Origin of the sequence: Streptomyces sp. NPDC006624 (genome assembly GCF_040611555.1) — a bacterium.
Lineage (GTDB): Bacteria > Actinomycetota > Actinomycetes > Streptomycetales > Streptomycetaceae > Streptomyces.
The window spans coordinates 58,718-83,633 of record NZ_JBEXOM010000012.1 but is presented as its reverse complement, the minus strand read 5'-3'; the positions used below and the strand labels follow the sequence as shown (position 1 = coordinate 83,633).

21 protein-coding genes and 1 pseudogene are annotated in these 24,916 nt (G+C 71.4%); 15 read left to right on the top strand and 7 right to left on the bottom strand.

Going from position 1 to position 24,916, the window contains the following annotated elements; genetic code table 11:
* Window positions 1-405: 405 nt before the first annotated feature.
* The gene (locus tag ABZY20_RS22570; RefSeq protein WP_356443319.1) at window positions 406-864 is read right to left on the bottom strand and encodes a DUF3093 domain-containing protein; all 459 of its coding nucleotides are present in this window, start codon (window positions 862-864) and stop codon (window positions 406-408) included.
* Window positions 865-922: 58 nt separating this feature from the next.
* On the opposite strand from ABZY20_RS22570, the gene ABZY20_RS22565 reads away from it, so the two are divergent.
* The 8 genes from ABZY20_RS22565 (at window position 923) to ABZY20_RS22530 (ending at window position 8,809) form a co-directional block, all read left to right on the top strand.
* Window positions 923-1,507: a PaaI family thioesterase gene (locus ABZY20_RS22565; protein WP_356443318.1), complete on the top strand. Its 585-nt coding sequence runs from the start codon at window positions 923-925 to the stop codon at window positions 1,505-1,507.
* 104 nt (window positions 1,508-1,611) lie between these two features.
* Window positions 1,612-2,163, top strand: a complete 552-nt coding sequence (dut, locus tag ABZY20_RS22560) for a dUTP diphosphatase (protein ID WP_356443416.1) — start codon at window positions 1,612-1,614, stop codon at window positions 2,161-2,163.
* Between the two features lies 1 nt (window position 2,164).
* On the top strand, window positions 2,165-2,917 hold the full coding sequence (locus ABZY20_RS22555; protein WP_356443317.1) for a DUF3710 domain-containing protein: 753 nt from the start codon (window positions 2,165-2,167) through the stop codon (window positions 2,915-2,917).
* A gap of 158 nt (window positions 2,918-3,075) precedes the next feature.
* A complete protein-coding gene (locus tag ABZY20_RS22550) occupies window positions 3,076-4,251 on the top strand; it encodes an alginate lyase family protein (RefSeq protein ID WP_356443316.1) in 1,176 nt (391 codons plus the stop codon).
* A 132-nt stretch (window positions 4,252-4,383) separates the two neighbouring features.
* Window positions 4,384-6,927 carry an ATP-binding protein gene (locus ABZY20_RS22545; RefSeq protein ID WP_356443315.1) on the top strand — a complete coding sequence of 848 codons (2,544 nt, stop codon included), beginning with the start codon at window positions 4,384-4,386 and terminating at the stop codon, window positions 6,925-6,927.
* Window positions 6,924-7,607, top strand: a complete 684-nt coding sequence (locus ABZY20_RS22540) for a response regulator (protein ID WP_356443314.1) — start codon at window positions 6,924-6,926, stop codon at window positions 7,605-7,607. The genes ABZY20_RS22545 and ABZY20_RS22540 overlap by 4 nt, the downstream gene beginning before the upstream one ends.
* Window positions 7,608-7,660: 53 nt before the next feature.
* On the top strand, window positions 7,661-8,059 hold the full coding sequence (locus ABZY20_RS22535) for an OB-fold nucleic acid binding domain-containing protein (RefSeq protein ID WP_356443313.1): 399 nt from the start codon (window positions 7,661-7,663) through the stop codon (window positions 8,057-8,059).
* A 3-nt stretch (window positions 8,060-8,062) separates the two neighbouring features.
* Window positions 8,063-8,809 carry a DUF3159 domain-containing protein gene (locus tag ABZY20_RS22530; RefSeq protein ID WP_356443312.1) on the top strand — a complete coding sequence of 249 codons (747 nt, stop codon included), beginning with the start codon at window positions 8,063-8,065 and terminating at the stop codon, window positions 8,807-8,809.
* A 123-nt stretch (window positions 8,810-8,932) separates the two neighbouring features.
* On the opposite strand, the gene ABZY20_RS22525 is transcribed toward ABZY20_RS22530, so the two are convergent.
* Both ABZY20_RS22525 and ABZY20_RS22520 read right to left on the bottom strand, forming a co-directional pair.
* The gene (locus tag ABZY20_RS22525) at window positions 8,933-9,610 is read right to left on the bottom strand and encodes a TrkA family potassium uptake protein (protein WP_356443311.1); all 678 of its coding nucleotides are present in this window, start codon (window positions 9,608-9,610) and stop codon (window positions 8,933-8,935) included.
* Window positions 9,610-10,281: a TrkA family potassium uptake protein gene (locus ABZY20_RS22520; protein WP_356443310.1), complete on the bottom strand. Its 672-nt coding sequence runs from the start codon at window positions 10,279-10,281 to the stop codon at window positions 9,610-9,612. The genes ABZY20_RS22525 and ABZY20_RS22520 overlap by 1 nt, the downstream gene beginning before the upstream one ends.
* A gap of 334 nt (window positions 10,282-10,615) precedes the next feature.
* Here ABZY20_RS22520 and ABZY20_RS22515 point away from each other — a divergent pair, with 334 nt between their 5' ends.
* The 4 genes and pseudogenes from ABZY20_RS22515 to ABZY20_RS22500 all read left to right on the top strand — a co-directional run.
* Entirely contained in the window at window positions 10,616-11,530 is a 915-nt protein-coding gene (locus ABZY20_RS22515; protein WP_356443309.1) for a PfkB family carbohydrate kinase, read from the top strand.
* A gap of 264 nt (window positions 11,531-11,794) precedes the next feature.
* On the top strand, window positions 11,795-13,846 hold the full coding sequence (locus tag ABZY20_RS22510) for an APC family permease (RefSeq protein WP_356443308.1): 2,052 nt from the start codon (window positions 11,795-11,797) through the stop codon (window positions 13,844-13,846).
* A 108-nt stretch (window positions 13,847-13,954) separates the two neighbouring features.
* Window positions 13,955-15,283 carry a class I SAM-dependent RNA methyltransferase gene (locus tag ABZY20_RS22505; RefSeq protein ID WP_356443307.1) on the top strand — a complete coding sequence of 443 codons (1,329 nt, stop codon included), beginning with the start codon at window positions 13,955-13,957 and terminating at the stop codon, window positions 15,281-15,283.
* A 340-nt stretch (window positions 15,284-15,623) separates the two neighbouring features.
* Window positions 15,624-15,800, top strand: a pseudogene (locus ABZY20_RS22500) (toxin); the annotation flags it as partial.
* Between the two features lie 759 nt (window positions 15,801-16,559).
* Here the strand turns inward: ABZY20_RS22500 and ABZY20_RS22495 are convergent.
* Window positions 16,560-17,165 carry an ABATE domain-containing protein gene (locus ABZY20_RS22495; RefSeq protein WP_356443306.1) on the bottom strand — a complete coding sequence of 202 codons (606 nt, stop codon included), beginning with the start codon at window positions 17,163-17,165 and terminating at the stop codon, window positions 16,560-16,562.
* A 135-nt stretch (window positions 17,166-17,300) separates the two neighbouring features.
* Between ABZY20_RS22495 and ABZY20_RS22490 the strand changes: the two genes are divergently transcribed.
* Window positions 17,301-18,539 carry an MFS transporter gene (locus ABZY20_RS22490; RefSeq protein ID WP_356443305.1) on the top strand — a complete coding sequence of 413 codons (1,239 nt, stop codon included), beginning with the start codon at window positions 17,301-17,303 and terminating at the stop codon, window positions 18,537-18,539.
* 76 nt (window positions 18,540-18,615) lie between these two features.
* Here ABZY20_RS22490 and ABZY20_RS22485 read toward each other — a convergent pair whose 3' ends face one another.
* The 3 genes from ABZY20_RS22485 to ABZY20_RS22475 form a co-directional block, all read right to left on the bottom strand.
* A complete protein-coding gene (locus ABZY20_RS22485) occupies window positions 18,616-19,383 on the bottom strand; it encodes an IclR family transcriptional regulator C-terminal domain-containing protein (protein ID WP_356443304.1) in 768 nt (255 codons plus the stop codon).
* Between the two features lie 601 nt (window positions 19,384-19,984).
* Complete coding sequence (locus ABZY20_RS22480; protein ID WP_356443303.1) at window positions 19,985-20,698, bottom strand: 4'-phosphopantetheinyl transferase superfamily protein; 714 nt, start codon at window positions 20,696-20,698, stop codon at window positions 19,985-19,987.
* Window positions 20,699-20,712: 14 nt separating this feature from the next.
* Window positions 20,713-21,204 carry an FABP family protein gene (locus tag ABZY20_RS22475; protein ID WP_356443302.1) on the bottom strand — a complete coding sequence of 164 codons (492 nt, stop codon included), beginning with the start codon at window positions 21,202-21,204 and terminating at the stop codon, window positions 20,713-20,715.
* 369 nt (window positions 21,205-21,573) lie between these two features.
* Between ABZY20_RS22475 and ABZY20_RS22470 the strand changes: the two genes are divergently transcribed.
* Window positions 21,574-22,938, top strand: a complete 1,365-nt coding sequence (locus tag ABZY20_RS22470; protein WP_356443301.1) for an NAD(P)/FAD-dependent oxidoreductase — start codon at window positions 21,574-21,576, stop codon at window positions 22,936-22,938.
* Between the two features lie 121 nt (window positions 22,939-23,059).
* A complete protein-coding gene (locus tag ABZY20_RS22465) occupies window positions 23,060-24,895 on the top strand; it encodes an acyltransferase domain-containing protein (RefSeq protein ID WP_356443300.1) in 1,836 nt (611 codons plus the stop codon).
* The last annotated feature ends 21 nt before the right edge of the window (window positions 24,896-24,916 follow it).

Genomic DNA, 24,916 nt, shown 5'->3' with positions numbered 1-24,916 from the left:
GATCGGCTGTCCGTCGCCCGGTCACCGGCGTCTTCCGGGCGGCCGTGCCGTGGATGGGGCGCCGGACGGGCCGCCGTCTGTCGGGTGCGCCGCTCCGCCGGGTCGTGCAGCGCCTCGGCCAGCACCCGCGCACCGCATCGATAGCTGGCGGCGGCCCGCGCTCGTACCCCGGATATCCGCGTCCCGTCTGCTGCCGTGGCCTTCGCGTCCGTCTGCTGCCGTGGCCCGCGCGTCCGCCTCGGAGCGGCCCGCGTCGGCCGCTCTGCGAACCGGCCTCCGCACCCGCCTTCCGCGCATCGGGGCCTGGTGTGCGCCGACGCCTCGTGTCGCTCCCGCCGGGAGTGGCAGCCGGTCCGTCCCCCGGCAGCGAGCATCCGCCCCCGAGTGACCCCCCGCGCAGCTGTGCTAAGCGGTCTTCGCCGCCTCAAGGGCCTCTGCCAGGCGCTCCGGGTCGCGTGTGGACAGGTACAGGTACGGGGTCGGGTCCTCGGGGTCCGTGACCTCCACGCGCAGGGCCGTCGGGATGTAGGCGCGCAGCAGGAGGAAGGCGCGCGGGTCGGCCTTGTGGGTGCGCCAGGCGCGGGCCTCCTCGGCGTCCAGCACCCGCGCCTCGCCCAGGGCCGCCACCGGGATCTTCGCCTCGCCCGCGATCAGGGAACCGCCCACGACGCGGATGCGCACCGAGCCGTACGAACTCGCGGCGACGGCCGCGACCGCGGTGCCGCCGGCCAGGCCGCCGAGCATCGGCAGCGTGCCGAACGGGAGCAGGACCAGGGCCATGGAGACCCCGACGAGGAACGAGATGAGCCACCAGGTCCGCGGGGCGGTGAGGCGTTCTTCGTAGGGGGCGGCGGAGAGCTGCATGGAGCCAAGCTTGACACGGTGTCCGGAACGGGCCGACGCGCGGGTAAGGTCTGCGCCTGTGAGTGGTACTTCCGCAGTCCTTCAGCCCCCGGCCGACGCCGTGCGACCGGTGCGGCACCCGGACGCGCCCGCGCCCGGCGAGCTCCTCGGCGCGCACTACGCCCAGTGCTTCGGCTGCGGCGGCGATCAGCCGCACGGACTGCACCTGGAGGCACGGGCCGGCGAGGGCGTGTCGCTCACCGCCGAGTTCGTCGTGCAGCCCGCCCACCAGGGCGCTCCGGGCCTCGCGCACGGCGGCGTGCTCGCCACGGCCCTGGACGAGACCCTCGGCTCGCTGAACTGGCTGCTGCGCACGATCGCCGTCACCGGGCGGCTGGAGACCGACTTCGTGCGGCCCGTGCCCGTCGGCACCACGCTGTACCTGGAGGCGGAGGTCACCGCGGTGGCCGGGCGGAAGATCTACTCGACCGCGACCGGACGTGTCGGCGGCCCCGACGGACCGGTCGCCCTGCGTGCCGACGCGCTGTTCATCGAGGTGAAGGTCGACCACTTCGTCGACCACGGCCGCGAGGAGGAGATCCAGGCGGCCATGAACGACCCGGACCAGGTCCGCCGCGCCCGTGCGTTCGAGGTGAACCCGTGAGCCTGGCCGGCTCCACGAGTCCGGCGGGCCGCACGGCCCCCGGCGGCTGCACCACCCCCACCGACCCGGAGAGCCACATCACCCCCATGCCCCCCACGAGCCCTGTGAGCCGTCCGCCGGTCGACGTGCTGATCCGGCGCGTCGATCCGGACGTACCGCTTCCGTCCTATGCGCACCCGGGTGACGCCGGAGCAGATCTGCGCACCACCGAGGCGTGCGAACTGGGGCCGGGGGAACGGGCCGTGCTGCCCACGGGAGTGTCTGTGGCGCTGCCGGAGGGGTACGCGGCCTTCGTGCACCCGCGGTCCGGTCTCGCCGCCCGCTGCGGCGTCGCCCTGGTGAATGCCCCGGGGACGGTTGATGCCGGGTACCGTGGGGAGATCAAGGTGATCGTGGTGAATCTCGACCCGCGCGAGGCCGTGCGGTTCGAGCGCTTCGACCGGATTGCCCAACTGGTCGTCCAGCAGGTCGAGAGGGTCCGCTTCCAGGAGGTGGCGGAGCTTCCCGATTCCGTGCGGGCCGAGGGGGGCTTCGGGTCCACCGGAGGGCACGCCGCGGTGGACGGGACGAGCGGCACAAGCGGTCAGGCCGCCCTGGGCGGTCGGACGGGTGGGAATCGATACGCTTCGGTCGTATCCGACCGGGAAGGACAGTGACGTGTTCGGACGTCGCAAGAAGAGGGATGCCGCCGAGGACGCGGCCGGCGAGGCCGAGCAGGTCGTCGACGGTGTCGACACTGAGGCGGACGAAGAGGGCGGGCGCCTGAGGCTCGAGCCGGCGCCGCGCCCCGACGGGCCCTGGGACAGCTCCGAGGTCCGCGACCCGGGCGAGGGCCGCGTCGACCTGGGCGGCCTGTTCGTGCCGGGTGTGGACGGCATGGAGCTCAGGGTCGAGGTCGCGGGCGACGCGATCGTCGCGGCGACGGTCGTGCTGCGCGACAGCGCCATCCAGCTCCAGGCCTTCGCCGCGCCCAAGCGCGAGGGCATCTGGGGCGAGGTGCGCGAGGAGATCGGCACCGGCATCACCCAGCAGGGCGGCATCGTCGACGAGGTCGAGGGTCCGCTGGGCTGGGAGCTGCGCGCGCAGGTGCCGGTGCAGCTGCCAGACGGCACCGGAGGCTTCCAGGTCGTGCGGTTCGTCGGCGTGGACGGCCCCCGCTGGTTCCTGCGCGGGGTCATCTCCGGCCAGGGCGCGGTGCAGCCGCAGGCCGCCGGGCTGCTCGAGCAGATCTTCCGGGACACCGTCGTGGTCCGAGGCGAGGGCCCGATGGCGCCCCGCGACCCGATCGTCCTGAAGCTGCCGAACGACGCCCAGATGGTCCCCGAGGGCGTCCAGCAGGAAGAGGGCTCCCGTTTCGCCGGCGGAATGGGGCAGCTCCAGCGCGGACCGGAGATCACCGAGGTCCGCTGAACCACGGAGACACCAGGGCCGCACCCCGCTGAGGGTGTGGCCCTTTCTCGTGCGCGGAACCTTGACGGCGCATTGGTCTGTACCTACGGTCTCCGACCAACGCGTCTGTTCATAAAGGCGCTTCACGTTCACATGCGAGAACGGAAGGCCCCCCACGTATGCGCAGAACCGCTCTCCTCGCCGCCTCGGCCGCCCTCGTCGCCGGTGTCCTCACCCGGCCCGCCGACGCCGCGCCCGGCGCCCCCGCCGCCTTCGTCCACCCCGGAGTCACCGTCTCCCAGGGGCAGTTGGACTTCGCCCGGTCCAAGGTCACCGCCGGTGCCCAGCCCTGGAAGGGCGCCTTCGACCAGATGAGGGCGAGCAAGTACGCCGACCTGAACCGCGTCCCCCGGCCCCGGGCGGTGGTGGAGTGCGGCTCCTACTCCAAGCCCGACAACGGCTGCACCGACGAACGCGAGGACGCGATCGCCGCGTACACCCAGGCCCTCGCCTGGTACATCACGCGCGACGAACGGCACGCCCGCAAGGCGATCGAGCTGATGGACGCCTGGTCGGCCGTGATCCGGGACCACACCAACTCCAACGCGCCCCTGCAGACCGGCTGGGCCGGCTCCTCCTGGCCCAGGGCCGCCGAGATCATCAAGCACACCTACCCCGGGACCTGGACGAACTCCGGCCGCTTCGCCACCATGCTCCGCGACGTCTACCTGCCCGAGATCATCAACGGCTCGAACTCCAACGGGAACTGGGAGCTGTCGATGATGGAGGCCGCCGTCGGCATCTCCGTCTTCCTGGAGGACAAGGCGTCCTACGACCGGGCCATGGCGAAGTTCCGCACCCGCACGGCCGCCTACGTCTACCTGGAGTCCGACGGCGCCCTGCCGAAGACCGTCCCGAGCCAGAACCTCGACACCCGGGACAAGATCGTCTCGTACTGGCAGGGCCAGTCGACCTTCGTCAACGGGCTCAGCCAGGAGACCTGCCGGGACTTCACGCACACCGGCTACGGACTCTCGGCCATCTCCCACGTGGCCGAGACCAGCCGGATCCAGGGCCAGGACCTCTACGGCACGGACGTCGGCGAGCGGCTGCGGCACGGCCTCGGACTCCACGCCAGGTACCAGCTCGGCACCGCCGCCCCGAGCTGGCTGTGCGGCGGCTCCCTGAAGCTCGGGCTCGGCCCGGTCACCGAGGTCGGCCACAACGCCCTCGCCCACCGCCTCGGGCACGCCATGACCAACACCGGGACGCTGACCCTGCGCGGCCGCCCCGCCGGCAGCAACAACCTGTTCGTCGCCTGGGAGACCCTGACCCACGGCGACAACCCGGCCTGACCCCCCGACCGGGCCGGGCGCGTCAGGGTTCCGTCAAGGACGGTCCCCGTGCCGTGCCCGGCGCCGGTGAGCCGCCCCCGCGCGCCGTAAGGTCGACGCTGCGCAGGCAGCAGACCGGAAGACAATGAGGCCATGGCACGCGGCAACCTTCGGATCTACCTCGGAGCGGCACCGGGCGTCGGCAAGACGTACGCGATGCTCTCCGAGGCGCACCGCCGCGTCGGGCGGGGCACGGACTGCGTGGTGGCCTTCGTCGAGCACCACGACCGGCCCCGCACCGAGGTGATGCTGCAGGGGCTGGAGCAGGTGCCGCGCAAGGAGCTGGAGTACCGCGGCGGCGTCTTCCCCGAGATGGATCTCGACGCCGTCCTCGCCCGCCGTCCGCGCGTCGCCCTGGTCGACGAGCTCGCCCACACCAACGTCCCCGGCTCCCGCAACGCCAAGCGCTGGCAGGACGTCGAGGAACTGCTCGCGGCGGGCATCGACGTCGTCTCGACCGTCAACATCCAGCACCTGGAGTCCCTCGGCGACGTCGTCGAGTCGATCACCGGGGTCCGGCAGCAGGAGACCGTGCCGGACGAGGTGGTGCGGCGGGCCGACCAGGTCGAGCTGGTCGACATGTCCCCCGAGGCGCTGCGCCGGCGGATGGCGCACGGCAACGTCTACCAGCCGGACAAGGTGGACGCCGCCCTGTCGAACTACTTCCGCCCCGGCAATCTGACCGCCCTGCGCGAGCTGGCGCTGCTGTGGGTGGCCGACCGGGTCGACGCCCACCTCACCCGGTACCGCAGCGAGCACCGGGTGTCGAGGATCTGGGGCTCGCGCGAGCGGATCGTGGTCGGGCTGACCGGCGGCCCCGAGGGCAGGACGCTGATCCGCCGGGCCGCCCGGCTGGCCGAGAAGGGCGCGGGCGGCGAGGTCCTCGCCGTCTACATAGCGCGCAGCGACGGGCTGACCTCCGCCTCGCCCAAGGAACTCGCGCAGCAGCGGACCCTGGCCGAGGACCTCGGCGGAACGTTCCACCACGTGGTCGGCGACGACATACCGGCCGCGCTGCTCGCCTTCGCCCGCGGCGTGAACGCCACCCAGATCGTGCTCGGCTCCTCGCGCCGCAAGGCCTGGCAGTACGTCTTCGGACCCGGCGTCGGCGCCACCGTCGCCCGGGAGTCCGGACCCGACCTCGACGTGCACATCGTCACCCACGACGAGGTCGCCAAGGGCCGCGGACTGCCGGTGGCCCGGGGCGCCCGTCTGGCGCGGTCGCGCCGGGTGTGGGGCTGGATCGCCGGTGTCGCGGGTCCGCCGGTCCTGGCGGCGCTGCTGAGCGCGGTCGACCTCGGGCTCGCCAACGACATGCTGCTGTTCCTGGCGCTGACGGTGGCGGCGGCCCTGCTCGGCGGGCTGCTGCCGGCGCTGGCCTCGGCGGCGGTGGGCTCCCTGCTGCTGAACTACTTCTACACACCGCCCCTGCACCGGTGGACCATCGCCGACCCGAAGAACATCGTCGCCATCGTGATCTTCGTGGCGGTCGGTGCGGCGGTCGCCTCCGTGGTCGATCTCGCCGCCCGCCGCACCCACCAGGCGGCCCGGCTGCGGGCCGAGTCGGAGATCCTGTCCTTCCTCGCGGGCAACGTGCTGCGCGGCGAGACCGGCCTGGAGGACCTGCTGGAGCGGGTCCGCGAGACCTTCGGCATGGAGTCGGCGGCCCTGCTGGAGAGGGCGGGCGACGTCGAGCCGTGGACCTGTGCCGGCCGGGTGGGCCGGGGGCGTCCCGTGGAGCGGCCCGAGCAGGCGGACGTGGACATGCCGGTCGGGGACCACATGGCCCTCGCGCTGACCGGCCGTGTCCTGCCCGCGGAGGACCGCCGGGTGCTGGCCGCCTTCGCCGCCCAGGCGGCCGTCGTCCTGGACCGCCGCCGGCTCCGGGAGGAGGCCGAGCGGGCGCGCACCCTCGCCGAGGGCAACCGCATCCGCACGGCGCTGCTCGCCGCCGTCAGTCACGACCTGCGCACTCCGCTCGCCGCGATCAAGGCGGCGGTGTCCTCGCTGCGTTCCGAGGACGTCGAGTGGTCCGAGGAGGACAGCGCGGAGCTGCTGGAGGGCATCGAGGAGGGCGCCGACCGGCTCGACCACCTCGTCGGGAACCTGCTCGACATGTCCCGCCTGCAGACCGGCACGGTCACCCCGCTGATCCGCGAGATCGACCTCGACGAGGTGGCGCCGATGGCGCTCGGCGGTGTGCCCGAGGACAGCGTCGAGCTGGACGTCCCGGAGACCCTGCCCATGGTCGAGGTCGACCCCGGGCTGCTGGAGCGGGCCATGGCCAACCTCGTCGAGAACGCCGTCAAGTACGCCCCGCCCGGGGTGCCCGTGCTGGTCGCCGCCAGCGCGCTCGCCGACCGGGTCGAGGTCCGGGTCGTCGACCGGGGGCCCGGGGTCCCCGACCCGGCCAAGGACCGCATCTTCGAACCCTTCCAGCGCTACGGCGACGCCCCGCGCGGTGCCGGTGTGGGGCTGGGACTCGCCGTGGCGCGCGGCTTCGCCGAGGCCATGGGAGGCACCCTGAACGCCGAGGACACCCCCGGCGGCGGACTGACCATGGTGCTCACCCTCCGCGCGGCGGGCACGCGCCCGGACGTCCTCCCCCTCGCACGACCGGAAAGGCAGGCCTCATGACCCGCGTCCTGGTGGTCGACGACGAGCCGCAGATCGTGCGCGCCCTCGTGATCAACCTCAAGGCACGCTCGTACGAGGTCGACGCGGCCCACGACGGCGCCACCGCCCTGCGGCTCGCCGCCGCCCGCCACCCCGACGTGGTCGTCCTCGACCTCGGCCTGCCCGACATGGACGGCGTCGAGGTCATCCGGGGCCTGCGCGGCTGGACCCGGGTACCGATCCTGGTGCTGTCCGCGCGGCACTCCTCCGACGAGAAGGTCGAGGCGCTGGACGCGGGTGCCGACGACTACGTCACCAAGCCGTTCGGCATGGACGAGCTGCTCGCGCGGCTGCGGGCCGCCGTGCGCCGGGCCGAACCGGCCGGGGCGGGGGAGGGCGACGTGGTCGTGGAGACCGACGAGTTCACCGTCGACCTGGCCGCCAAGAAGGTCAACCGGTCCGGGAAGGACGTACGGCTGACCCCCACCGAGTGGCACCTGCTGGAGGTCCTGGTGCGTCACAGCGGCCGCCTGGTCGGGCAGAAGCAGCTGCTGCGGGAGGTGTGGGGGCCGTCGTACGGGACGGAGACGAACTACCTGCGCGTGTACATGGCACAGCTGCGGCGGAAACTGGAGGCGGATCCGTCGCACCCGAAGCACTTCATCACCGAGCCCGGAATGGGGTACCGGTTCGAGAAGTAGGGCCCTCACCACAGGGGTACGGAGATGTCAGCACACCCCGGTACGCTTCAGATATGAGTGGTGTTCCTCGTTCGCAGAAGCCGACGGGCCGGTTCCGGCGCATGCTCGACCGGCTCTCCTCGTCGCAGGAGGACCTGGAGTCCGAGGAACTGCGGGAGGACGCCGAGACCGCCGGTTGCACGCGCATCGGAGACTGCCAGGACCGCCAGATAGTGACGGTTACTGGTACCTTGCGCACGGTCACCCTCCGGCCGCGCGCCGGAGTCCCGGCGCTGGAGGCCGAGCTGTTCGACGGCTCCGCCGCGCTGGACGTGGTGTGGCTCGGCAGGCGCTCCATCGTGGGGATAGAGCCGGGGCGCAAGCTGATCGCATCGGGCCGGATCTCCATGAGCCGGGGCCGCCGGGTGCTGTTCAATCCCAAGTACGAACTGAGACCCCTCGGACGGGAGTAGCCGGTGACGTCGCTCGACAAGCCGACCGAAGAGAACGCCGCGGACGACGCCCGGGCGGTGACCGAGGCCGCCCTGTTCGAGGCGTTCGGCGGTGTCCGGGGCATGGTCGAGACGGTGCTGCCCGGCCTGCTCTTCGTCACCATCTACACGATCAACAAGGATCTGCACCTGTCGGCGATCGCGGCGCTGGCCGTGTCGCTGGTGCTGGTCGCGGTCCGGCTGGTGATGAAGGACACCGTCAAGCACGCCTTCAGCGGTGTCTTCGGCGTGGCCTTCGGTGTCGTCTTCGCGATGATGACCGGCAACGCCAAGGACTTCTACCTGCCCGGCATGCTCTACACGCTGGGCCTGGGCCTGGCCTACATCATCACCACGCTGTGCGGGGTGCCGCTGATCGGGCTGATCCTCGGCCCGGTCTTCAAGGAGAACCTGTCCTGGCGGACGCGGAACCCGGGCCGCAAGAAGGCCTACGCGAAAGCCAGTTACGCCTGGGGCACGATCCTGCTCGCCAAGTGCGCGATCCTCTTCCCGCTGTACTGGTGGGCGGACACCACGCAGCTGGGCTGGGTCCTGGTCGCCCTGAAGATCCCGCCGTTCCTGCTCGCCGTGTGGCTGACGTGGGTCTTCCTGGCGAAGGCGCCCGCGCCGATCGACGTGTTCGCGGAGATGGAGGCGGAGGAGAAGGCGGCCGAGGAGAGGGAGCGGCAGCAGGCCGCGGCCCGCTCCGCCGGCCAGAGCCCGAAGCACTGACGCGGAGCCGTCGGCGAGAGCCGGTAGCAGGAGCCGTCGGCAGGAGCCGGTAGCAAGAGCCGGCAGAAGAGGCGTCCCGATCCGTCGGGACGCCTCTTCTGATCTCCCCTCGAAGGGTTCCGCTCAGCTCGCGGCGCTGTTCCGGCGTACCGACAGCAGGTCCTCCAGCTGCTCCTCGCGGGCCTGCGCGGCCACGAAGAGGAGTTCGTCGCCCGCCTCCAGGGAGTCCTCCCGGGAGGGGGTCAGGACGCGGGTGCCGCGGATGATGGTGACCAAGGACGTGTCCTCGGGCCACTCCACGTCGCCCACCCGCGTGCCGGCCAGCGCCGACTCCTCCGGCAGGGTCAGCTCGACCAGGTTGGCGTCGCCGTGGCTGAAGCGCAGCAGACGCACCAGGTCGCCGACGCTCACCGCCTCCTCGACCAGGGCCGACATCAGACGCGGCGTGGAGACGGCGACGTCCACGCCCCAGGACTCGTTGAACAGCCACTCGTTCTTCGGGTTGTTCACCCGGGCGACGACGCGCGGGACGCCGTACTCCGTCTTCGCCAGCAGGGAGACGACCAGGTTGACCTTGTCGTCGCCCGTCGCGGCGATGACGACGTTGCAGCGCTGCAGCGCCGCCTCGTCCAGGGACGTGATCTCGCAGGCGTCGGCGAGCAGCCACTCGGCCTGCGGGACGCGCTCGACCGAGATGGCGGTCGGCGTCTTGTCGATCAGCAGGACCTCGTGGCCGTTCTCCAGCAGTTCGCCCGCGATCGAGCGGCCGACCGCGCCGGCTCCGGCAATGGCGACCCTCATCAGTGACCGCCCTCCTCTTCGGGACCCTTGGCGAACGCCGCCTCGACCGTGTCGACCTCGTCGGTGCGCATCATCACGTGCACCAGGTCGCCCTCCTGCAGCACCGTCTGGGAGGTCGGCAGGACCGCCTCGCCGAGCCGGGTCAGGAACGCCACGCGCACGCCTGTCTCCTCCTGGATCCGGCTGATCTTGTAGCCGACCCAGGCGGTGGAGGTGTGCACCTCGGCGAGCTGGACGCCGCCGGTGGGGTCGCGCCACAGCGGCTCGGCGCCGGAGGGCAGCAGACGGCGCAGCATCTGGTCGGCCGTCCAGCGGACCGTCGCGACGGTGGGGATGCCCAGGCGCTGGTAGACCTCGGCGCGGCGGGGGTCGTAGATACGGGCGGCGACGTTCTCGATGCCGAACATCTCGCGGGCCACGCGGGCGGCGATGATGTTGGAGTTGTCCCCGCTGGAGACGGCGGCGAAGGCGCCCGCCTCCTCGATGCCCGCCTCGCGCAGGGTGTCCTGGTCGAAGCCGACCCCGGTGACCCGGCGGCCGCCGAAGGAGGAGCCCAGGCGGCGGAAGGCGGTGGGGTCCTGGTCGACCACGGCGACGGTGTGGCCCTGCTGCTCCAGGTTCTGGGCCAGGGCGGAGCCGACCCTGCCGCATCCCATGATCACAATATGCATCGCGTCACACCGCGCTTCCTGCAGGCCCTCTGGCCTTCATGAATGTCGTGCTCATGTCTCTCTTTCGGCTCGCCAGGCAACACGTCGCGGCCTGAGTGCGGGCCGCCAGGCAACATCATGCCGGTGGAATCACGCCATGACGCCCTCCGGGGCCGGTACCGCGATCGGCTGCCCGAGTCCAACGTATCGGCAAAGCCGCGGGGGTTGCCGGGGTCTGCCGGGCCCTCGGCGGGCCCCGGCGGCACGCCGCGCCGCGATCGAACCGGAAACGGCTGGGCCCGACGGGACCGCGCATGAGACCTTGGGCGGGACTCGTACGGGGGAGGACGCACGGATGAGCCATGAGATCGACGTCCTGGTGCTGGGCGGCGCCGGTGTGGACACGATCGTGCACGTGCCCGAACTGCCGGTGGCGTTCGCGGACAGCCACATGATCCGGCCGGGGATCGTGACGCGCGCCGGACAGAGCGGGGACTTCGTCGCGCTGGCCGCGAGCGCCCTGGGCCTGCGCACCCACCACCTCGACATGCTCGGCGACGACCCCGAGGGCGACCTCGTGCGCGCCCTGCACCGCGACCGCGGCATCCCTCTCACCGCCGTCCCGCAGCCGCTCGGCACCAAGCGGGCCGTCAACCTCGTCGGCCCGGACGGCAGACGGATGTCCCTCTACGACGCGACGCGCTTCGCGGAGGCGGACCGGCTGCCCGAGGCCACCGTGCGCGACCTGGCGTCGGTCAGCCGGCACGCCCATGTCGTCATCACCCAGCCCTGCGGCCACGCGCTGCCGGCCTTGCGCGCGGCGGGCGTGACGATCTCGACCGACCTGCACGACTGGGACGGCGTCAACCCGTACCACGCCTCCTTCGCCCACGAGGCCGACCTGGTCTTCCTGTCGGCCGCGGCCTTGACCGACCCGGAGCGGACCATGCGGCACATCGCCGAGCGGGGCCGGGCCCGGGTGGTCGTCGCCACGGCCGGGGCGGACGGGGCGTACCTGCTGGCCGACGGCGAGCTGACCCGTGTCCCCGCCGCCCCGCCCCCCGCCCCGGTCGTCGACTCCAACGGCGCGGGCGACGCCTTCGCGGCCGCGTTCCTGCACGCCTGGCTGAACGGCCAACCACCCCGGCGCTGCGCCCTGCACGGCACGGTGGCCGGCGCGTACGCCTGCACGGTGCCGTCGACCCGGACGGACAGCATCGGACGGGAGGAACTGCTGGCCGGGGTGGCGGGGCTGGTCAACGGCGGCTGATGCTCCGCACGCTGGCCAGTGTGAGGATTCCGAGGACGACGAGTGTGACTGCGGCGCCGATCAGTTCTGCGGGGGCGTGCACGGGGCCTCCTGGGGCGGCGTCGGCGGGGGGCGGAGCGGGTTTAGTCATATAGGCATGGGATCGGCGTGACCAGGGGAATCCTCAGCCGCACGCGCCTCTGAATTCACTCGGAGAGCAGAGGGATCGCCGATGAGGGGTGGCGGGTGGGCGCCCCCGCAATCGAACGCTTACGATCCTCTGTTGTGTCCAAACTGACCGACGTGCCCAAACGGCTCCTCATCGGGCGCGCACTGCGCAGCGACCGGCTGGGGGAAACGCTCCTGCCGAAGCGCATCGCACTCCCCGTCTTCGCCTCCGACCCGCTGTCCTCCGTGGCGTACGCCCCCGGTGAGGTGCTGCTGGTCCTGTCGATCGCGGGCGTGACGGCGTACCACTTCAGCCCCTGGATCGCCGTCGCGGTCGTCGTGCTGATGTTCACCGTGGTCGCCTCCTACCGGCAGAACGTGCACGCCTACCCCAGCGGCGGCGGCGACTACGAGGTGGCGAACACCAACCTCGGACCCAAGGCGGGGCTGACCGTCGCCAGCGCGCTGCTGGTGGACTACGTCCTCACCGTCGCGGTGTCGATCTCCTCCGGGGTGGAGAACCTCGGCTCGGCGATCCCGTTCGTCGTCGAGAACAAGGTGGCCTGCGCGATCGGCGTGATCGTGCTGCTGACGCTGATGAACCTGCGCGGGGTGAAGGAGTCGGGGTCGCTGTTCGCGATCCCGACGTACATCTTCGTCGCCGGTGTCTTCACCATGATCGCCTGGGGCGCCTTCCGCGGACTGGTCCTGGGTGACACCATGCGGGCACCGACGGCGGACTACGTCATCAAGCCCGAGCACCAGGGCCTGGCCGGCTTCGCCCTGGTCTTCCTGCTGCTGCGCGCCTTCTCCTCCGGCTGTGCCGCGCTCACCGGCGTCGAGGCGATCTCCAACGGCGTCCCGGCCTTCCGCAAGCCCAAGTCGAAGAACGCCGCGACCACCCTGGCGATGATGGGCCTGCTGGCCGTCACCATGTTCTGCGGCATCATCGGCCTCGCCATGGCGAGCGGCGTCCGCATGGCCGAGAACCCCGCCAAGGACCTGGTCGACAACGGCGTCCCGCTCGGCCCCGACTACGTCCAGCACCCGGTGATCTCGCAGGTCGCCGAGGCCGTCTTCGGCGAGGGCAGCTTCCTGTTCATCCTGCTGGCCGCCGCCACCGCGCTGGTGCTGTTCCTCGCCGCGAACACCGCCTACAACGGCTTCCCGCTGCTCGGCTCGATCCTCGCCCAGGACCGCTACCTGCCGCGCCAGCTCCACACCCGCGGCGACCGCCTGGCCTTCTCCAACGGCATCGTCCTCCTCGCCGGAGCCGCCGCCCTGCTGGTCGGGATCTACGGCGCCGACTCCACCCGCCTGATCCAGCTGTACATCGTCGGCGTGTTCGTGTCCTTCACGCTCAGCCAGACCGGCATGGTCCGGCACTGGAACCGCCACCTGGCCACCGAGAGGGACCAGGCCAAGCGCCGCCACATGATCCGCTCGCGCGCGATCAACGCCTTCGGCGCCTTCTTCACCGGCCTGGTCCTGGTGGTCGTGCTCATCACCAAGTTCACCCACGGCGCCTGGGTCGCCCTGCTCGGCATGGTGATCTTCTACGCGACGATGACCGCCATCCGGAAGCACTACGACCGGGTCGCCGCGGAGATCGCCGCCCCCGAGGGCCCGAGCGACGACAGCGTGCGACCCTCCCGGGTCCACTCCGTCGTCCTGATCTCCAAGATCCACCGCCCGACGCTGCGCGCCCTGGCCTACGCCAAGCTGATGCGCTCGGACACCCTGGAGGCGCTCAGCGTCAACGTCGACCCGGCCGAGACCAAGGCGCTGCAGGAGGAGTGGAACCGGCGCGGCATCGACGTCCCGCTGAAGGTCCTGGACTCGCCCTACCGCGAGATCACCCGGCCGATCATCGAGTACGTGAAGAACCTGCGCCGGGAGTCGCCGCGCGACGCGGTCTCCGTGATCATCCCCGAGTACGTCGTCGGGCACTGGTACGAGCACCTGCTGCACAACCAGAGCGCCCTGCGGCTGAAGGGCCGGCTGCTGTTCACGCCGGGGATCATGGTCACCTCGGTCCCCTACCAGTTGCAGTCCTCCGAGGCGGCCAAGCGGCGCGCCCGCAGGCAGCAGGACTGGAACGCGCCGGGCGCGGTGCGGCGGGGACCGGCGCAGGTCCGGCACAAGGAGTCCTCCGAGCGTAAGTCCTGAGCGACGGCTCGGGTCAACGGCCGGGCGGCAGCCACGTAGACTGGTGGGCTGTTGTCCGGCCGTACGTCGTACGGTGCCTTCCCTCTCGCGTTTTGGAGTCACCCCACCATGCAGGCAGAACCGAGGAAGTCGCTGGTGGGGGAGGAGTACGAGGTCGAGGTCGGCCCCGTCGCCCACGGCGGTCACTGCATCGCCCGCACCTCCGAGGGCCAGGTGCTGTTCGTCCGGCACGCACTGCCCGGCGAGCGCGTCGTGGCGCGCGTGACCGAGGGCGAGCAGGGCGCGCGGTTCCTGCGGGCCGACGCCGTGGAGGTGCTCGACGCCTCCAAGGACCGCATCGACGTCCCCTGCCCGTTCGCCGGGCCCGGCCGCTGCGGCGGCTGCGACTGGCAGCACGCCAAGCCCGGCGCGCAGCGCCGCCTCAAGGCCGACGTCATCGCCGAGCAGCTCCAGCGGCTCGCCGGGCTCACCCCGGAGGAGGCCGGCTGGGACGGCACGGTGCTGCCCGCCGAGGGCGACAAGGTACCGGCCGGCCAGGTCCCGGCATGGCGTACGCGCGTCCAGTACGCCGTCACCGCCGACGGCCGGGCGGGGCTTCGCCGGCACCGCTCGCACGAGGTCGAGCCGATCGACCACTGCATGATCGCCGCGGAGGGCGTCAGCGAACTCGGCATCGAGAAGCGCGACTGGACGGGCATGGACTCCGTCGAGGCGATCGCGGCGACGGGTTCGCAGGACCGCCAGGTCATCCTCACGCCGAAGCCGGGCGCGCGCCTGCCGCTGGTCGAGCTGGACCGCCCGGTGTCCGTGCTGCGCGTCGACGAGCGCACCGGCGGTGTGCACCGCGTCCACGGCCGCCCGTTCGTCCGCGAGCGCGCGGACGGCCGCACCCACCGGGTCGGCAACGGCGGCTTCTGGCAGGTCCACCCGAAGGCGGCCGACACCCTGGTGACCGCGGTCATGCAGGGCCTGCTGCCGCGCAAGGGCGACATGGCCCTCGATCTGTACTGCGGCGTCGGCCTCTTCGCCGGCGCCCTCGCCGACCGCGTCGGCGACCAGGGCGCGGTCCTCGGCATCGAGTCCGGCAAGCGCGCGGTGGAGGACGCCCGGCACAACCTCGAGGAGTTCGACCGGGTGCGCATCGAGCAGGGCAAGGTCGAGAGCGTGCTGCCGCGCACGGGCATCACGGAGGTCGACCTCATCGTCCTCGACCCGCCGCGCGCGGGGGCGGGCCGCAAGACGGTGGAGCACCTGGCGTCGCTGCGGGCACGGCGCATCGCGTACGTCGCGTGCGATCCGGCTGCGCTGGCCCGGGACTTGGCGTACTTCCGGGACGGGGGGTACCGGGTGCGGACGTTGCGGGCGTTCGATCTGTTTCCGATGACGCATCATGTGGAGTGCGTGGCGATTCTTGAGCCTGCGGCAAAGGGCGCCTGACCTGCGGTTTTGTGGTTTGGATGGGTCGCTCGACCTGTTTTCCTCCGTGCAGCGGTTCGAGCGGACGGATCGATTTTGCAAGCTCCCTGACCTGGAATTCGTGGGCGAGGTGCTTGCATCGTCGACGCCTTCAGAGGGCCGTTCGGAGATTCTTGACGCTCGGATGACGCTCGAAGCGGAAGTCTCTGCCGCACCTCCGCAGCGGCGGTGCGAGCGGAGAACGCGGCCCGACCGCGCCACATTGATACCGCTCAGGTCCGTGACGCCGGGCCGAGCTGAAGGTCGATGACGTCTTGGCCGAGCTCATGGACAGCGATGCGGAGATCCTGGACTACCTGAAGTGACCGACGTGCGCCATCTCCAGATCGACGAGGTCCTGGCCATCGCCCGCACGGTCAGCGGTACCGAGCACAGCGTGCGCGACATGGGCCTTCTGGTGTCGGCGATCGAGCGCCCGCGGACGAACGTGTTCGGAGCCGAGTTGTATCCCACCCTGCACGAGAAGGCCGCGGCGCTTTCCTCCTGACGGGCATCCGGGGTGAGGATGCGCTCGGTTTGTGCGAGGGGCGTGAGGCCGCGGTGCTCCCAGGTGAGCGCTACCGGACGAGGCAGGTCGCTGGAAACGGTGGTCTGTTCGCAGAGGGTCAGGCCGTCCCAGGTGAAGCGGATCTCCTCTGCAACGGTCTTGCCGTCCGCCGCCAGGCGCTGCTTGGAAGTGCCCGTCACGCGGCCGCCCGGGTGCGGGAGGCGAGCTGGAGGAAGGCGTCTTCCTGCACGGCGTGCACGGTACGGCCGACGCGTGTGCGCATACCCGCCACAGCTTGAGGAGTGAGCGGGAGCCAGCTCGTGCAGGTGAGCTGGTCGTGGCGACCTCTTCCGCCCAAAGGGGAGGGATGGACTGTCGGTCATGACGCTCATTTGACGCTCTGGGCGCCCGCAGACGCGGCAGAGAGTCGATGATCCGCTCTGACCTGGGCGTTTTCGTGACTCGCCCAGGTCGACATCTTTCCGATGACGCATCACGTGGAGTGCGTGGCGATCCTTGAACCCGCCGCAAAGGGCTCCTGACCTGCGGTTTTTTAGGTGGGCATTATGTGCGGTGTGGGCGATACGGGCGATATCTTGACGCTGAAGTGACGTTCGTGGCGCGTGGCCCTGGTGGCCGCGCGGGTCCGAGTCGCCGGACCATCAGGAGCATACGGACGGCCGACCCTGAACTGACGTGCACGAGAGCCGAGTTGGCAGCGCAGTGGTCGAGTTCCAAGCCGGCGTCTTCTCAGGTTGTGCGGCCTCGGGTGGTGCGGTGATCGGTGTAGTGGCGGGCCGCGCGGACGCGGTTGCCGCAGCGGTCGGAGCACCAGCGGCGGGCGCCGTGGGTGCGGACGAAGAGGCGGGTGCAGCCGGGAGCTCCGCAGGTGGAGAGGCGGCCGCTCGGGGGGCCGGTCAGGAGTTCCACGGCGTTCTCGGACAGCACCGTGAGGGCCGCGCCGACGGGGTCGTCGGCCGGGCGGCGGACGACCGCGACCGGGCCGGTGTGCTCCCAGTGGATCTCGTGGACGGCGGGGGCCGCCGCGAGGGTGGTGTTGACCGTGGACAGGGCTGTCGGGGCGGGTGCCGCGCCGCTCAGGTGGGCGTCGAGCAATTCCCGCAGTGAACGCCGGAGTTCGAGCAGCCGTTCCAGCTCCCGGGTGGCGACCGGGGTCCCGGAGGGGAGCAGTCCCCGGCTGTTCAGCCAGGCGGCGGCGCTCTCGGTGTCGCGCAGTCCGTCATAGGGGCCGTTCGGCCGGCTGAACTCGGTGTTCACCAGTGCCAGAGCGCCGTGGCGGTCCTCGCCGGGAGCCTGCGGCGGGGCCGTCGCGGTGGAGGATTCGGCAGCGTCCATGACCTAACGCTAGCACTTGAGACTTTCCGTGAGGCTGGGATAAGGTCGCGATGTCTAACGGAGAATTTTCGACTTGCCCGTTAGTTGTGCCTCTTCAGCCACCCCTGGCTTCCGTCGTCAACGATGGGGATTCCCGTGGAAAAACCAGACAAAGGCCTTACTTGGCGGTTCGTCACGCTGGCCATCGGCATGTTCGCCATCGGCACGGACAGCTTCGTGGTCGCCGGCATCCTGCCCAGCGTGGCCAAGGACCTCGACGTCGACGTGCCCACCAGCGCCGAGCTGATCACGGCCTATGCGCTGTCCTACGCCGTCCTCTCGCCCGTCGTGGCGGCGGTGGCCGCCCGGGTGCCGCGCAGGCTGCTGCTGATCGGCGGCCTGCTGGTGTTCATCGCGGGCAACATCGGCACCGGGCTCGCGTCCGGGTTCGAGGTGGCGCTGGGCTTCCGGGTGATGGCCGCGCTCGGCGGTGCCATGTTCACACCGACTGCGGCCGGCGTCGTCGTCGCGCTCGCCGGGCCGGAGCGGCGGGGTACCGCCCTGTCCATCCTGTTCGGCGGACTGAGCGCGGCCACCGCCCTCGGTTCCCCCATCGGTACCGCGATCAGCGGCTTCACCGACTGGCGCGGCACCATGATCTTCGTCGCGGCGGTCGGTCTGGTCGCCGCGATCGCCGTCTCGGTGGCCCTGCCCTCCGTGCCCAGCCCGCCGGCGGTGACGCTGAAACAGCGTCTGTCGCCCGTCACCGATCTCCGGATCGCCCTGACGCTGCTGCTGGTCCTGGTCGGCTACAGCGGCCTGTTCGTCCTGTACACCTACGTCAGCCAGATCTTCGCCCCGGCCACGGACGGCAACGGCCGGACTCTGGCCTGGCTGCTGTTCGCCTGGGGCATCGCGGCCGTCGTCGGCAACATGACCGCCGGACGCCTGACCGACAAGTTCGGCAACCGTGTCGTGATCAACACGGCCGGTGTCATCGCGGTCGCCGTCTTCGCCACCACCCCGTGGAGCAGCCGGCACCTGGCGACCGCGTTCGTCGCCGCGATGCTGTGGGGCGCTTGCGGATGGGCGATGCTCGTCCCGATCCAGCACCGGCTCGCCGGGGTGAACCCCGCGGTCGCGCAGATGTCCATCTCCCTCAGTTCCTCGGCGAACTACGTCGGTGTCTCGCTCGCTCCGGTGGTCGGGGGCTTCCTCCTCGACCACGACGTGGAGATGCGCTACCTGGGTGTGCCCTCCGCCGCGATCGTCGTCGCAGGCCTGCTGATCGGTGAGGCGGGGCACCTGCTGATCAGGCGCAAGCAGCGGCAGGTGGAGGCGGAGGCGGACGGCGGTGACACTCCGGCCGAGGGGCGGGCCATCGCGGCGCGCTGACCCGGCCGAAGGCGCGCGGGGGCTCCGCATGGACCGGGCGACGGTGCCCTGCGAAGCCCCCGCGGGGAGCCGCGGGTCAGGCGATCCGGCCGCGCGGCTGCGGTTCCAGCACTCCCATGAGCTGGCTCACCTCGGCCGTCGCGGACCTGACGGCCAGGACGCAGCGGTCACGGGTGGCTGCCGACTGGTGGGCCGGCTTCAGCAGGACGAGCGAGCCCAGCACGGTGCCGTCCCACAGCACGGGAGAGGCGAAGGAGTCCCAGCCGCGCGCGCACTCCTGGAATCCGAGCGCGTAACCCTTGACCCGGATCTCCGCGAGGGAGGCGAGCAGTTGACCGCGGTCCCGGTACACGCCCGGTCCCACGGCCGCGGGCAACTGCTCCGCGAGCACACGGTGCTGGAGGTTCTCGGAGAGGTGGGCGAGGATCGCCCGGCCCGAGGCGCCGATCCGCAGCGAGCGGTTGACCCGCATGATCTCCCGCGGCGACATCCCCAGTTCGGTCAGGTCGTGGGCGCCCACCGCCATGTTGAGGCAGTGCCGCTGAGGGTGGCCCAGGTTGGTCAGGCCGTACAGGAACACCATCCCGCCGTCGGTGCTGAGGCGCAGTTGTTCCAGGCAGTCGCTGAGCGCGTCGTGGTCCAGCCGGGGCGTCAGTGCCTGGGTGCCGAGCCGCGCGGCGGCCGGGCCGAGCCGGTACCGGCCCCGGGCGACCTGCACGAACGCGCCCTGCTCGATACCGGAACGCAGGATCCGGTAGACGGTGGAGTCGTCCAGACAGGAGGCCCGGGCCAGTTCCGCGAGTCCGTGCACCTCGCCGCCCAGCTGGGTGAAGGCGTGCTGCACGCGGAAGACGCGCTCGGCGTGGCTCGACCCGGCGGTGTGCGACGTATTCTTGGGCTGGTTTTTGAATTTATTTTGCTGAGGGGCGGGAAATGGGGTCCGTGTGACACCGGACTGATGGGCGGCACCGTGGCGCACGGTATGACCTCTCGACATAGAAAATGGGGGGAATGCGGTCGGCGGGCGTCGGAGTCACCGCGTGACTTCAGTGACGGATGGATGAGTTCCTTCGCGCGAAAAGCCGACATGTGCGAAATGCGTCCGGCCCTGGTGTCGTCAAATGGGTTGTCAATGGCGAGAAATGCATGCACAGCCCCCGTTGGTTCTTTGTGCAACTACTTGCGGTGCTGGCGGGATGGTTTCCCGTACCTGCCGCAGGCGAGTTACGTGCGTTTTGCTGGACGGTACAGCGACCTGGCGGGCGGGAGTGTGACGGGCCTCACTCTCTAACGGATTCGGCTGAATTTTGCCGTGCTCTGTGCTCCGTCTCGGCGCGGATCGTCGACCGTTGCCCCGTGAAGAAGCAGCGGAATGAAGGATCCGACTGGCGTGCGAGGGGGTGGATCCAAGCCACCGAGCCGGTCGGTCCGGATGGCCCGGTCGGTCAGATCGGCCCGGTCGGCTTCGCGGCGGCCCGGTGTGCCGTGACGGGCTCGTCCGGCCCGGCGGCCGGCCGGGCCACCGCCGCCAGGAGCCCGGGGGTCGGCAGAAGGTCGCTGACCCGCCAGTCGCCCCCGCGCCGCCCCGTGCCGTGCGATACGCGCGCCGTCCGTTCGCGCGGCCGCACGTCCAGGTCGGTCAGGTCGCCCACGACCCCGGTGCCCACCGCCTTGAGAACGGCTTCCTTCCGCGTCCAGCAGCGCAGGTAGGCGAGCGAACGGCGTCGGCCCGCAGGCTCTTCGGCCACGTAGTCCCGCTCGTCCGCGCTCAGCGTCGTCGGCGCGAGCACGTCCAGGGGCATCGGCCGCAGCAGCTCGATGTCGAGGCCCACCGGGTGGCGTGGCGACAACAGCAGGGCCGAGTAGCCCTCGCTGTGCGAGAGGCTGAGGTGCACCGCGCCGTCCGCGAGCTCCGCCACTAAAGGCCCGTGTCCGGTGTCACCGCAGCAGGGACACGGCTCCCGGGTCAGCCGTACGTCCCGGGCGGGCACCCCGGCAGCGGTACCCGCGATCCGCTTGGTCAGGGCCCGCGCCCAGATGAACCGGGCGCGGTGGGCCGGGAAGCGGAAGGCGGCGGCCCGTGCGCGTTCCGGTGCGTCCAGCAGCTCGGTGAAGCCCTCGGGCACCGGTGTGGCGTGCCGCCACCACCACAGTTCCACGTGACCGGCCCCGGTCAGCCGGGCAGGCGCCGCAGACGGGCCGACAGGTGCTGCTGGAGCGGCTGCCCGACCGCCTGCACCTCCGTGACGACCGTCAGCTCGTCCCCGCGCAGCGTGAGGCGGCGCCGGGACGCGGTGACCTCCTTCGCGAGCGGGGTGACGACCGTGTCCCGCGACGCCATCTCGATCTCGCCGCCCGAGATCCGGCCGACGTACGTGGTGGCGATCCCGATGGGATGGGCGACCACCGCCTCGAGGTAGCCATCGGCGCCGACCCGCCACCAGCCGGTCTCGCGTCCCGACGGGCGGTCCGGCCGGCCCTCGCTGTCGGTCAGCCAGGCGCGCGCCTCGTACCGCAGGAAGGGTCGGCCGTCGTGGCTGAAGGTGATCTCCTGCTCGTAGGAGAAGCCGTCGGCCAGAGTGGCGTATCCACCGGTGCCGGACCCGCGCCACATGCCGAGCAGGGGGAGGGCGGGGGCGATCCACGGATGCGGTTCCGGGCCCACGCCCACGACCTGGCTGTCAGGGAAAAAGGCCTGCGTGTAACCCAATTTGCTCACTCCGCCGTGTTCGCCGGTACCGGCGGTACCGGAATCAGCTGTAGCCGGAATCAGTCCTACCCGGAGCAGCGTAGCGGAATGCGAGCCGAGTTTCCGCGACAGCCGCCCTTTTCTCGGCACATGAGAAACCGGGCGCCGGGTGGAGGTCGGCGATATTTCTCATCCGCCGAGAAACCGGTTCGAGTTTTCTCGCTGGCCGAGAATGTGCAGGTGGGAGGCCCGGCAATAAATGATTGACGAATACTCGGGGCGTCTTGTTACGCTGGCCGCGCCGGATTTCCATCCGGAGATCTTCATTCGTGGACGGGGGCTTTCGTGTACGACGCGATTGTTGTAGGCGCACGAATATCCGGCGCATCCACGGCTCTGCTGCTGGCGCGGCTCGGCCACCGGGTGCTGCTGGTCGACCGGGCGCGTTTTCCCAGCCCGACGTCGTCGTCCACGAACCTCATCCACCCGCCGGGCGTCCAGCGGCTCACCCGGTGGGGGGTGCTCGACCGGCTCGGCGACCCGACGATCCCGCGGATCAGTCGCTACCGCCTGGAGAGCGGCCCCGTCCGGCTGGAGGCCCGGCTGCCCGCCGTCGAGGACGTCGACTACGCGCTGTCGCCGCCCCGCGTCAAACTGGACGAGGCCTTGGTGCGCTGCGCGGCCGACGCCGGTGCCGAAGTACGCGAGGAGACCTCTGTCCAGGAACTGCTGCGCGACGCCGACGGCACCGTCGTAGGGATTGCGGGCACGGCCAAGGGCTTGGGCCGCTTCCAGGAGAAGGGCACCGTCGTCATCGGCGCCGACGGCAAGAACTCCAAGGTGGCCCGGCTGGCCGGGGTCGGCCAGTACCGCGCCGAACCGGTGCTGAGCAAGAGCCTGTGGACGTACTGGGAGGGGCCGGCGCAGCCCTCGCTCGTCCGCACCTACCGCAAGAACCGCCGCCACCCCTTCACCTGGCCCACCCACGACGGCCTGTCCATCGTGGGAGTGGCCTGGCCCACGGCGGACTTCCCCTCGCCGGGCGGTGACGAGGCGACCGACCGGACGGTCATCGCCGCGCTGGCCGACGTGGACCCGGAGTTCGCCGAAGAGGTCCGGGCGGGTCGGCGGGCCGGTCGCTGGCTCACCGGTTCCGTCCCCAACTTCCTGCGCACGCCGCACGGTCCGGGCTGGGCCCTCGTCGGCGACGCCTCCGCCACCCGCGACCCGATCACCGCATCCGGCATCACCCACGCCGTGCTCGGCGCCGAACTCCTCGCGGACGCCGTGCACCGGGGCCTGTCCGGCGGCCGCGGCCTGGACCTGGAGCTGGCGGCGTACGCCCGCGCCCGGGACGCGCTCGTCCGCGACCACTACGACTACACCCGGGACTACGCGCGCATCCTCGACCACACGCGGGAGGAGCGGGCGCTCATCGAGGCGATGAGCCGCAGCCCCTGGCACGCGCGCACCATGATCGGGCTGTTCGCCGCGGTCGTCCCGCCGGAAGAGTTCTACTCCCGCCGCAGCTTCCGCGAACTGTTCGACTATCTCGACGAAGAGGGCGGACTGCCGCACACCATCCGCATGCTGCGCTGGCTGCTGTACGCCGTCCCCGGCCGGTCCGAGGCCACGGCCCGGCTCGCCGACCGGCTGCTGGCGGCCCGGCTCGGTCTCATGGGCGAGCTTCTCCTGCGCACGGCTGCCTGAGCCACGCCCCGGTACGACCACCGGCCCTTCGCCATCCCCGATGACACGCCCGTGCACCGACGCCGTTGTGCGGCTGCTCGGAGCACCGCCCGTGACACCTTGTTCTGGAGGAATTCCCACCATGCCCGGTACGCGGCAGTACGCCGGCCCCGTTCTTCTCTTCCCCGGCCAAGGCGGCTTCGACGGTGTCGCGCTCACACGCGCGGCCGACGGCTACCCGCAGGTGCGGGCCGTCTTCGAACGGATCGACACCGTGACCCGGCAGATCCACGGCCGGGAGCTGTCCGCGACACTGTTCCGCGACACACCGGTGGAACTGACCGACCTGCTGAGGGACGAGCCCTGGGTGTCCCAGCTCGCCATCTACGGGTCGGGTCTCGCGGCCCACCGCGTGCTCACGGAGCACGGAGTACGGCCCTTCGCCCTCGTCGGCCACAGCCTCGGCGAGATCACGGCGCTGGTCGCCGCGGGCGGCTACTCCGTCGAGGACGGCGCCCGGATCGTACTGCGCCGCACCGCCGCCATCGCCGGGCTGGACGGGGGCAGCGGAGCGATGGTCGCGCTGGCCGCCGCACCCTCCCGCGCCCGGCATCTGATCGCGCTCGTGGAGAACGACCGTCTCGCCGTCGCCACCGAGAACCACGCCACCCAGACCGTGCTGAGCGGTCCCCGCGAGGCCATCGGCCAGGTCAAGGCCATCGCCGAGCAGCTCAGGATCGGCTGCGCCGAACTGGACGCCGCGTTCGCGTTCCACAACCCGTCGCTCGCCTCCGTGGCACCCGACTTCGCCGCCGCCGTACGGGACCTGCCGCGCGGCCCGCTGAGCGTGCCCGTGTACTCGCCGATCCTGCAGCGCTTCTACGACCCGGACGAGAGCCTCGGCGACCGGCTGGCCGACCACTTCACCCTGCCCGTGCGGTTCTCCTCGGCCGTCACCCTCCTCCACGAGCACGGCGCGCGCGTCTTCGTGGAGGCCGGCGGACGCGCCACCCTCACCTCGCTGGTGCCCAAGGCACTGGGCGGGCCGGACGACGTCACCTCGCTGTCCACGCTGTCCGTGGGCCGCGGCAACACCCTGCGGCTGGCCGACACCCTGGCCGAGCTGCGGCGGGCGGGCCTGTCGGCCGGCGACGGACTGGACTCCCTGCGCCAGTACCTGGCCCCCGAGCTGACCGCCGCCGAGTTCTCCACCTTCTGGACCACGACCGGCCACGAGATCACCGCCCTGGTGAGCAGGCGGCTGTCGGACTTCCGCACCGCGCCGCAGAACGTGCCGGCCGGTACGGCCGAGCCCGCAGGCACGGACGGCGCGGCCGAGCGGCCGGACACCGGTGCGCGGCCGGCTGCCGCCGTGGTGGAGGTGCTGGGGCGGGAGGAGGTGTTCGCGAGCGTGCGGGGGCTGTATGCGCGGGCGTTGGAGTATCCGGAGGAGGTGTTCACGCCGGGTGTGCTGCTGGAGGCGGAGCTGGGTGTGGACTCGGTGAAGCAGGTGGAGCTGCTGTCGCGGGCGTCGGAGTACTTCGGGCTGGAGCCGCGTGGTGAGGACTTCCGGCTGGCGGACTACGAGACGCTCGACGCGGTCGCCGACCTCATCCACCAGGAACTCGGCACCCGGCGCGGCGCCGTCGAGAGTGAGGCGCCGGACACCGGTGCGCGGCCGGCTGCCGCCGTGGTGGAGGGGCTGGGGCGGGAGGAGGTGTTCGCGACCGTGCGGGGGCTGTATGCGCGGGCGTTGGAGTATCCGGAGGAGGTGTTCACGCCGGGTGTGCTGCTGGAGGCGGAGCTGGGTGTGGACTCGGTGAAGCAGGTGGAGCTGCTGTCGCGGGCGTCGGAGTACTTCGGGCTGGAGCCGCGTGGTGCGGACTTCCGGCTGGCGGACTACGAGACGCTCGACAAGGTCGCCGACCTCATCCACCAGGAACTGAACGGCCGTCGGCTCCAGGGCGCCGCGGCGTGAGCAGGCGGACCGGAGGGACGA

Bases quoted from the DNA above. Each gene is read 5' to 3' on its own strand.
- ABZY20_RS22545 (WP_356443315.1), top strand. From the start codon at position 4,384: ATGGCACGCGGCAACCTTCGGATCTACCTCGGAGCGGCACCGGGCGTC.
- ABZY20_RS22520 (WP_356443310.1), bottom strand. From the start codon at position 10,281: ATGCATATTGTGATCATGGGATGCGGCAGGGTCGGCTCCGCCCTGGCC.
- ABZY20_RS22495 (WP_356443306.1), bottom strand. From the start codon at position 17,165: ATGGACGCTGCCGAATCCTCCACCGCGACGGCCCCGCCGCAGGCTCCC.
- ABZY20_RS22505 (WP_356443307.1), top strand. From the start codon at position 13,955: ATGCAGGCAGAACCGAGGAAGTCGCTGGTGGGGGAGGAGTACGAGGTC.
- ABZY20_RS22465 (WP_356443300.1), top strand. From the start codon at position 23,060: ATGCCCGGTACGCGGCAGTACGCCGGCCCCGTTCTTCTCTTCCCCGGC.
- ABZY20_RS22535 (WP_356443313.1), top strand. From the start codon at position 7,661: ATGAGTGGTGTTCCTCGTTCGCAGAAGCCGACGGGCCGGTTCCGGCGC.
- ABZY20_RS22570 (WP_356443319.1), bottom strand. From the start codon at position 864: ATGCAGCTCTCCGCCGCCCCCTACGAAGAACGCCTCACCGCCCCGCGG.
- ABZY20_RS22550 (WP_356443316.1), top strand. From the start codon at position 3,076: ATGCGCAGAACCGCTCTCCTCGCCGCCTCGGCCGCCCTCGTCGCCGGT.
- ABZY20_RS22515 (WP_356443309.1), top strand. From the start codon at position 10,616: ATGAGCCATGAGATCGACGTCCTGGTGCTGGGCGGCGCCGGTGTGGAC.
- ABZY20_RS22540 (WP_356443314.1), top strand. From the start codon at position 6,924: ATGACCCGCGTCCTGGTGGTCGACGACGAGCCGCAGATCGTGCGCGCC.
- ABZY20_RS22525 (WP_356443311.1), bottom strand. From the start codon at position 9,610: ATGAGGGTCGCCATTGCCGGAGCCGGCGCGGTCGGCCGCTCGATCGCG.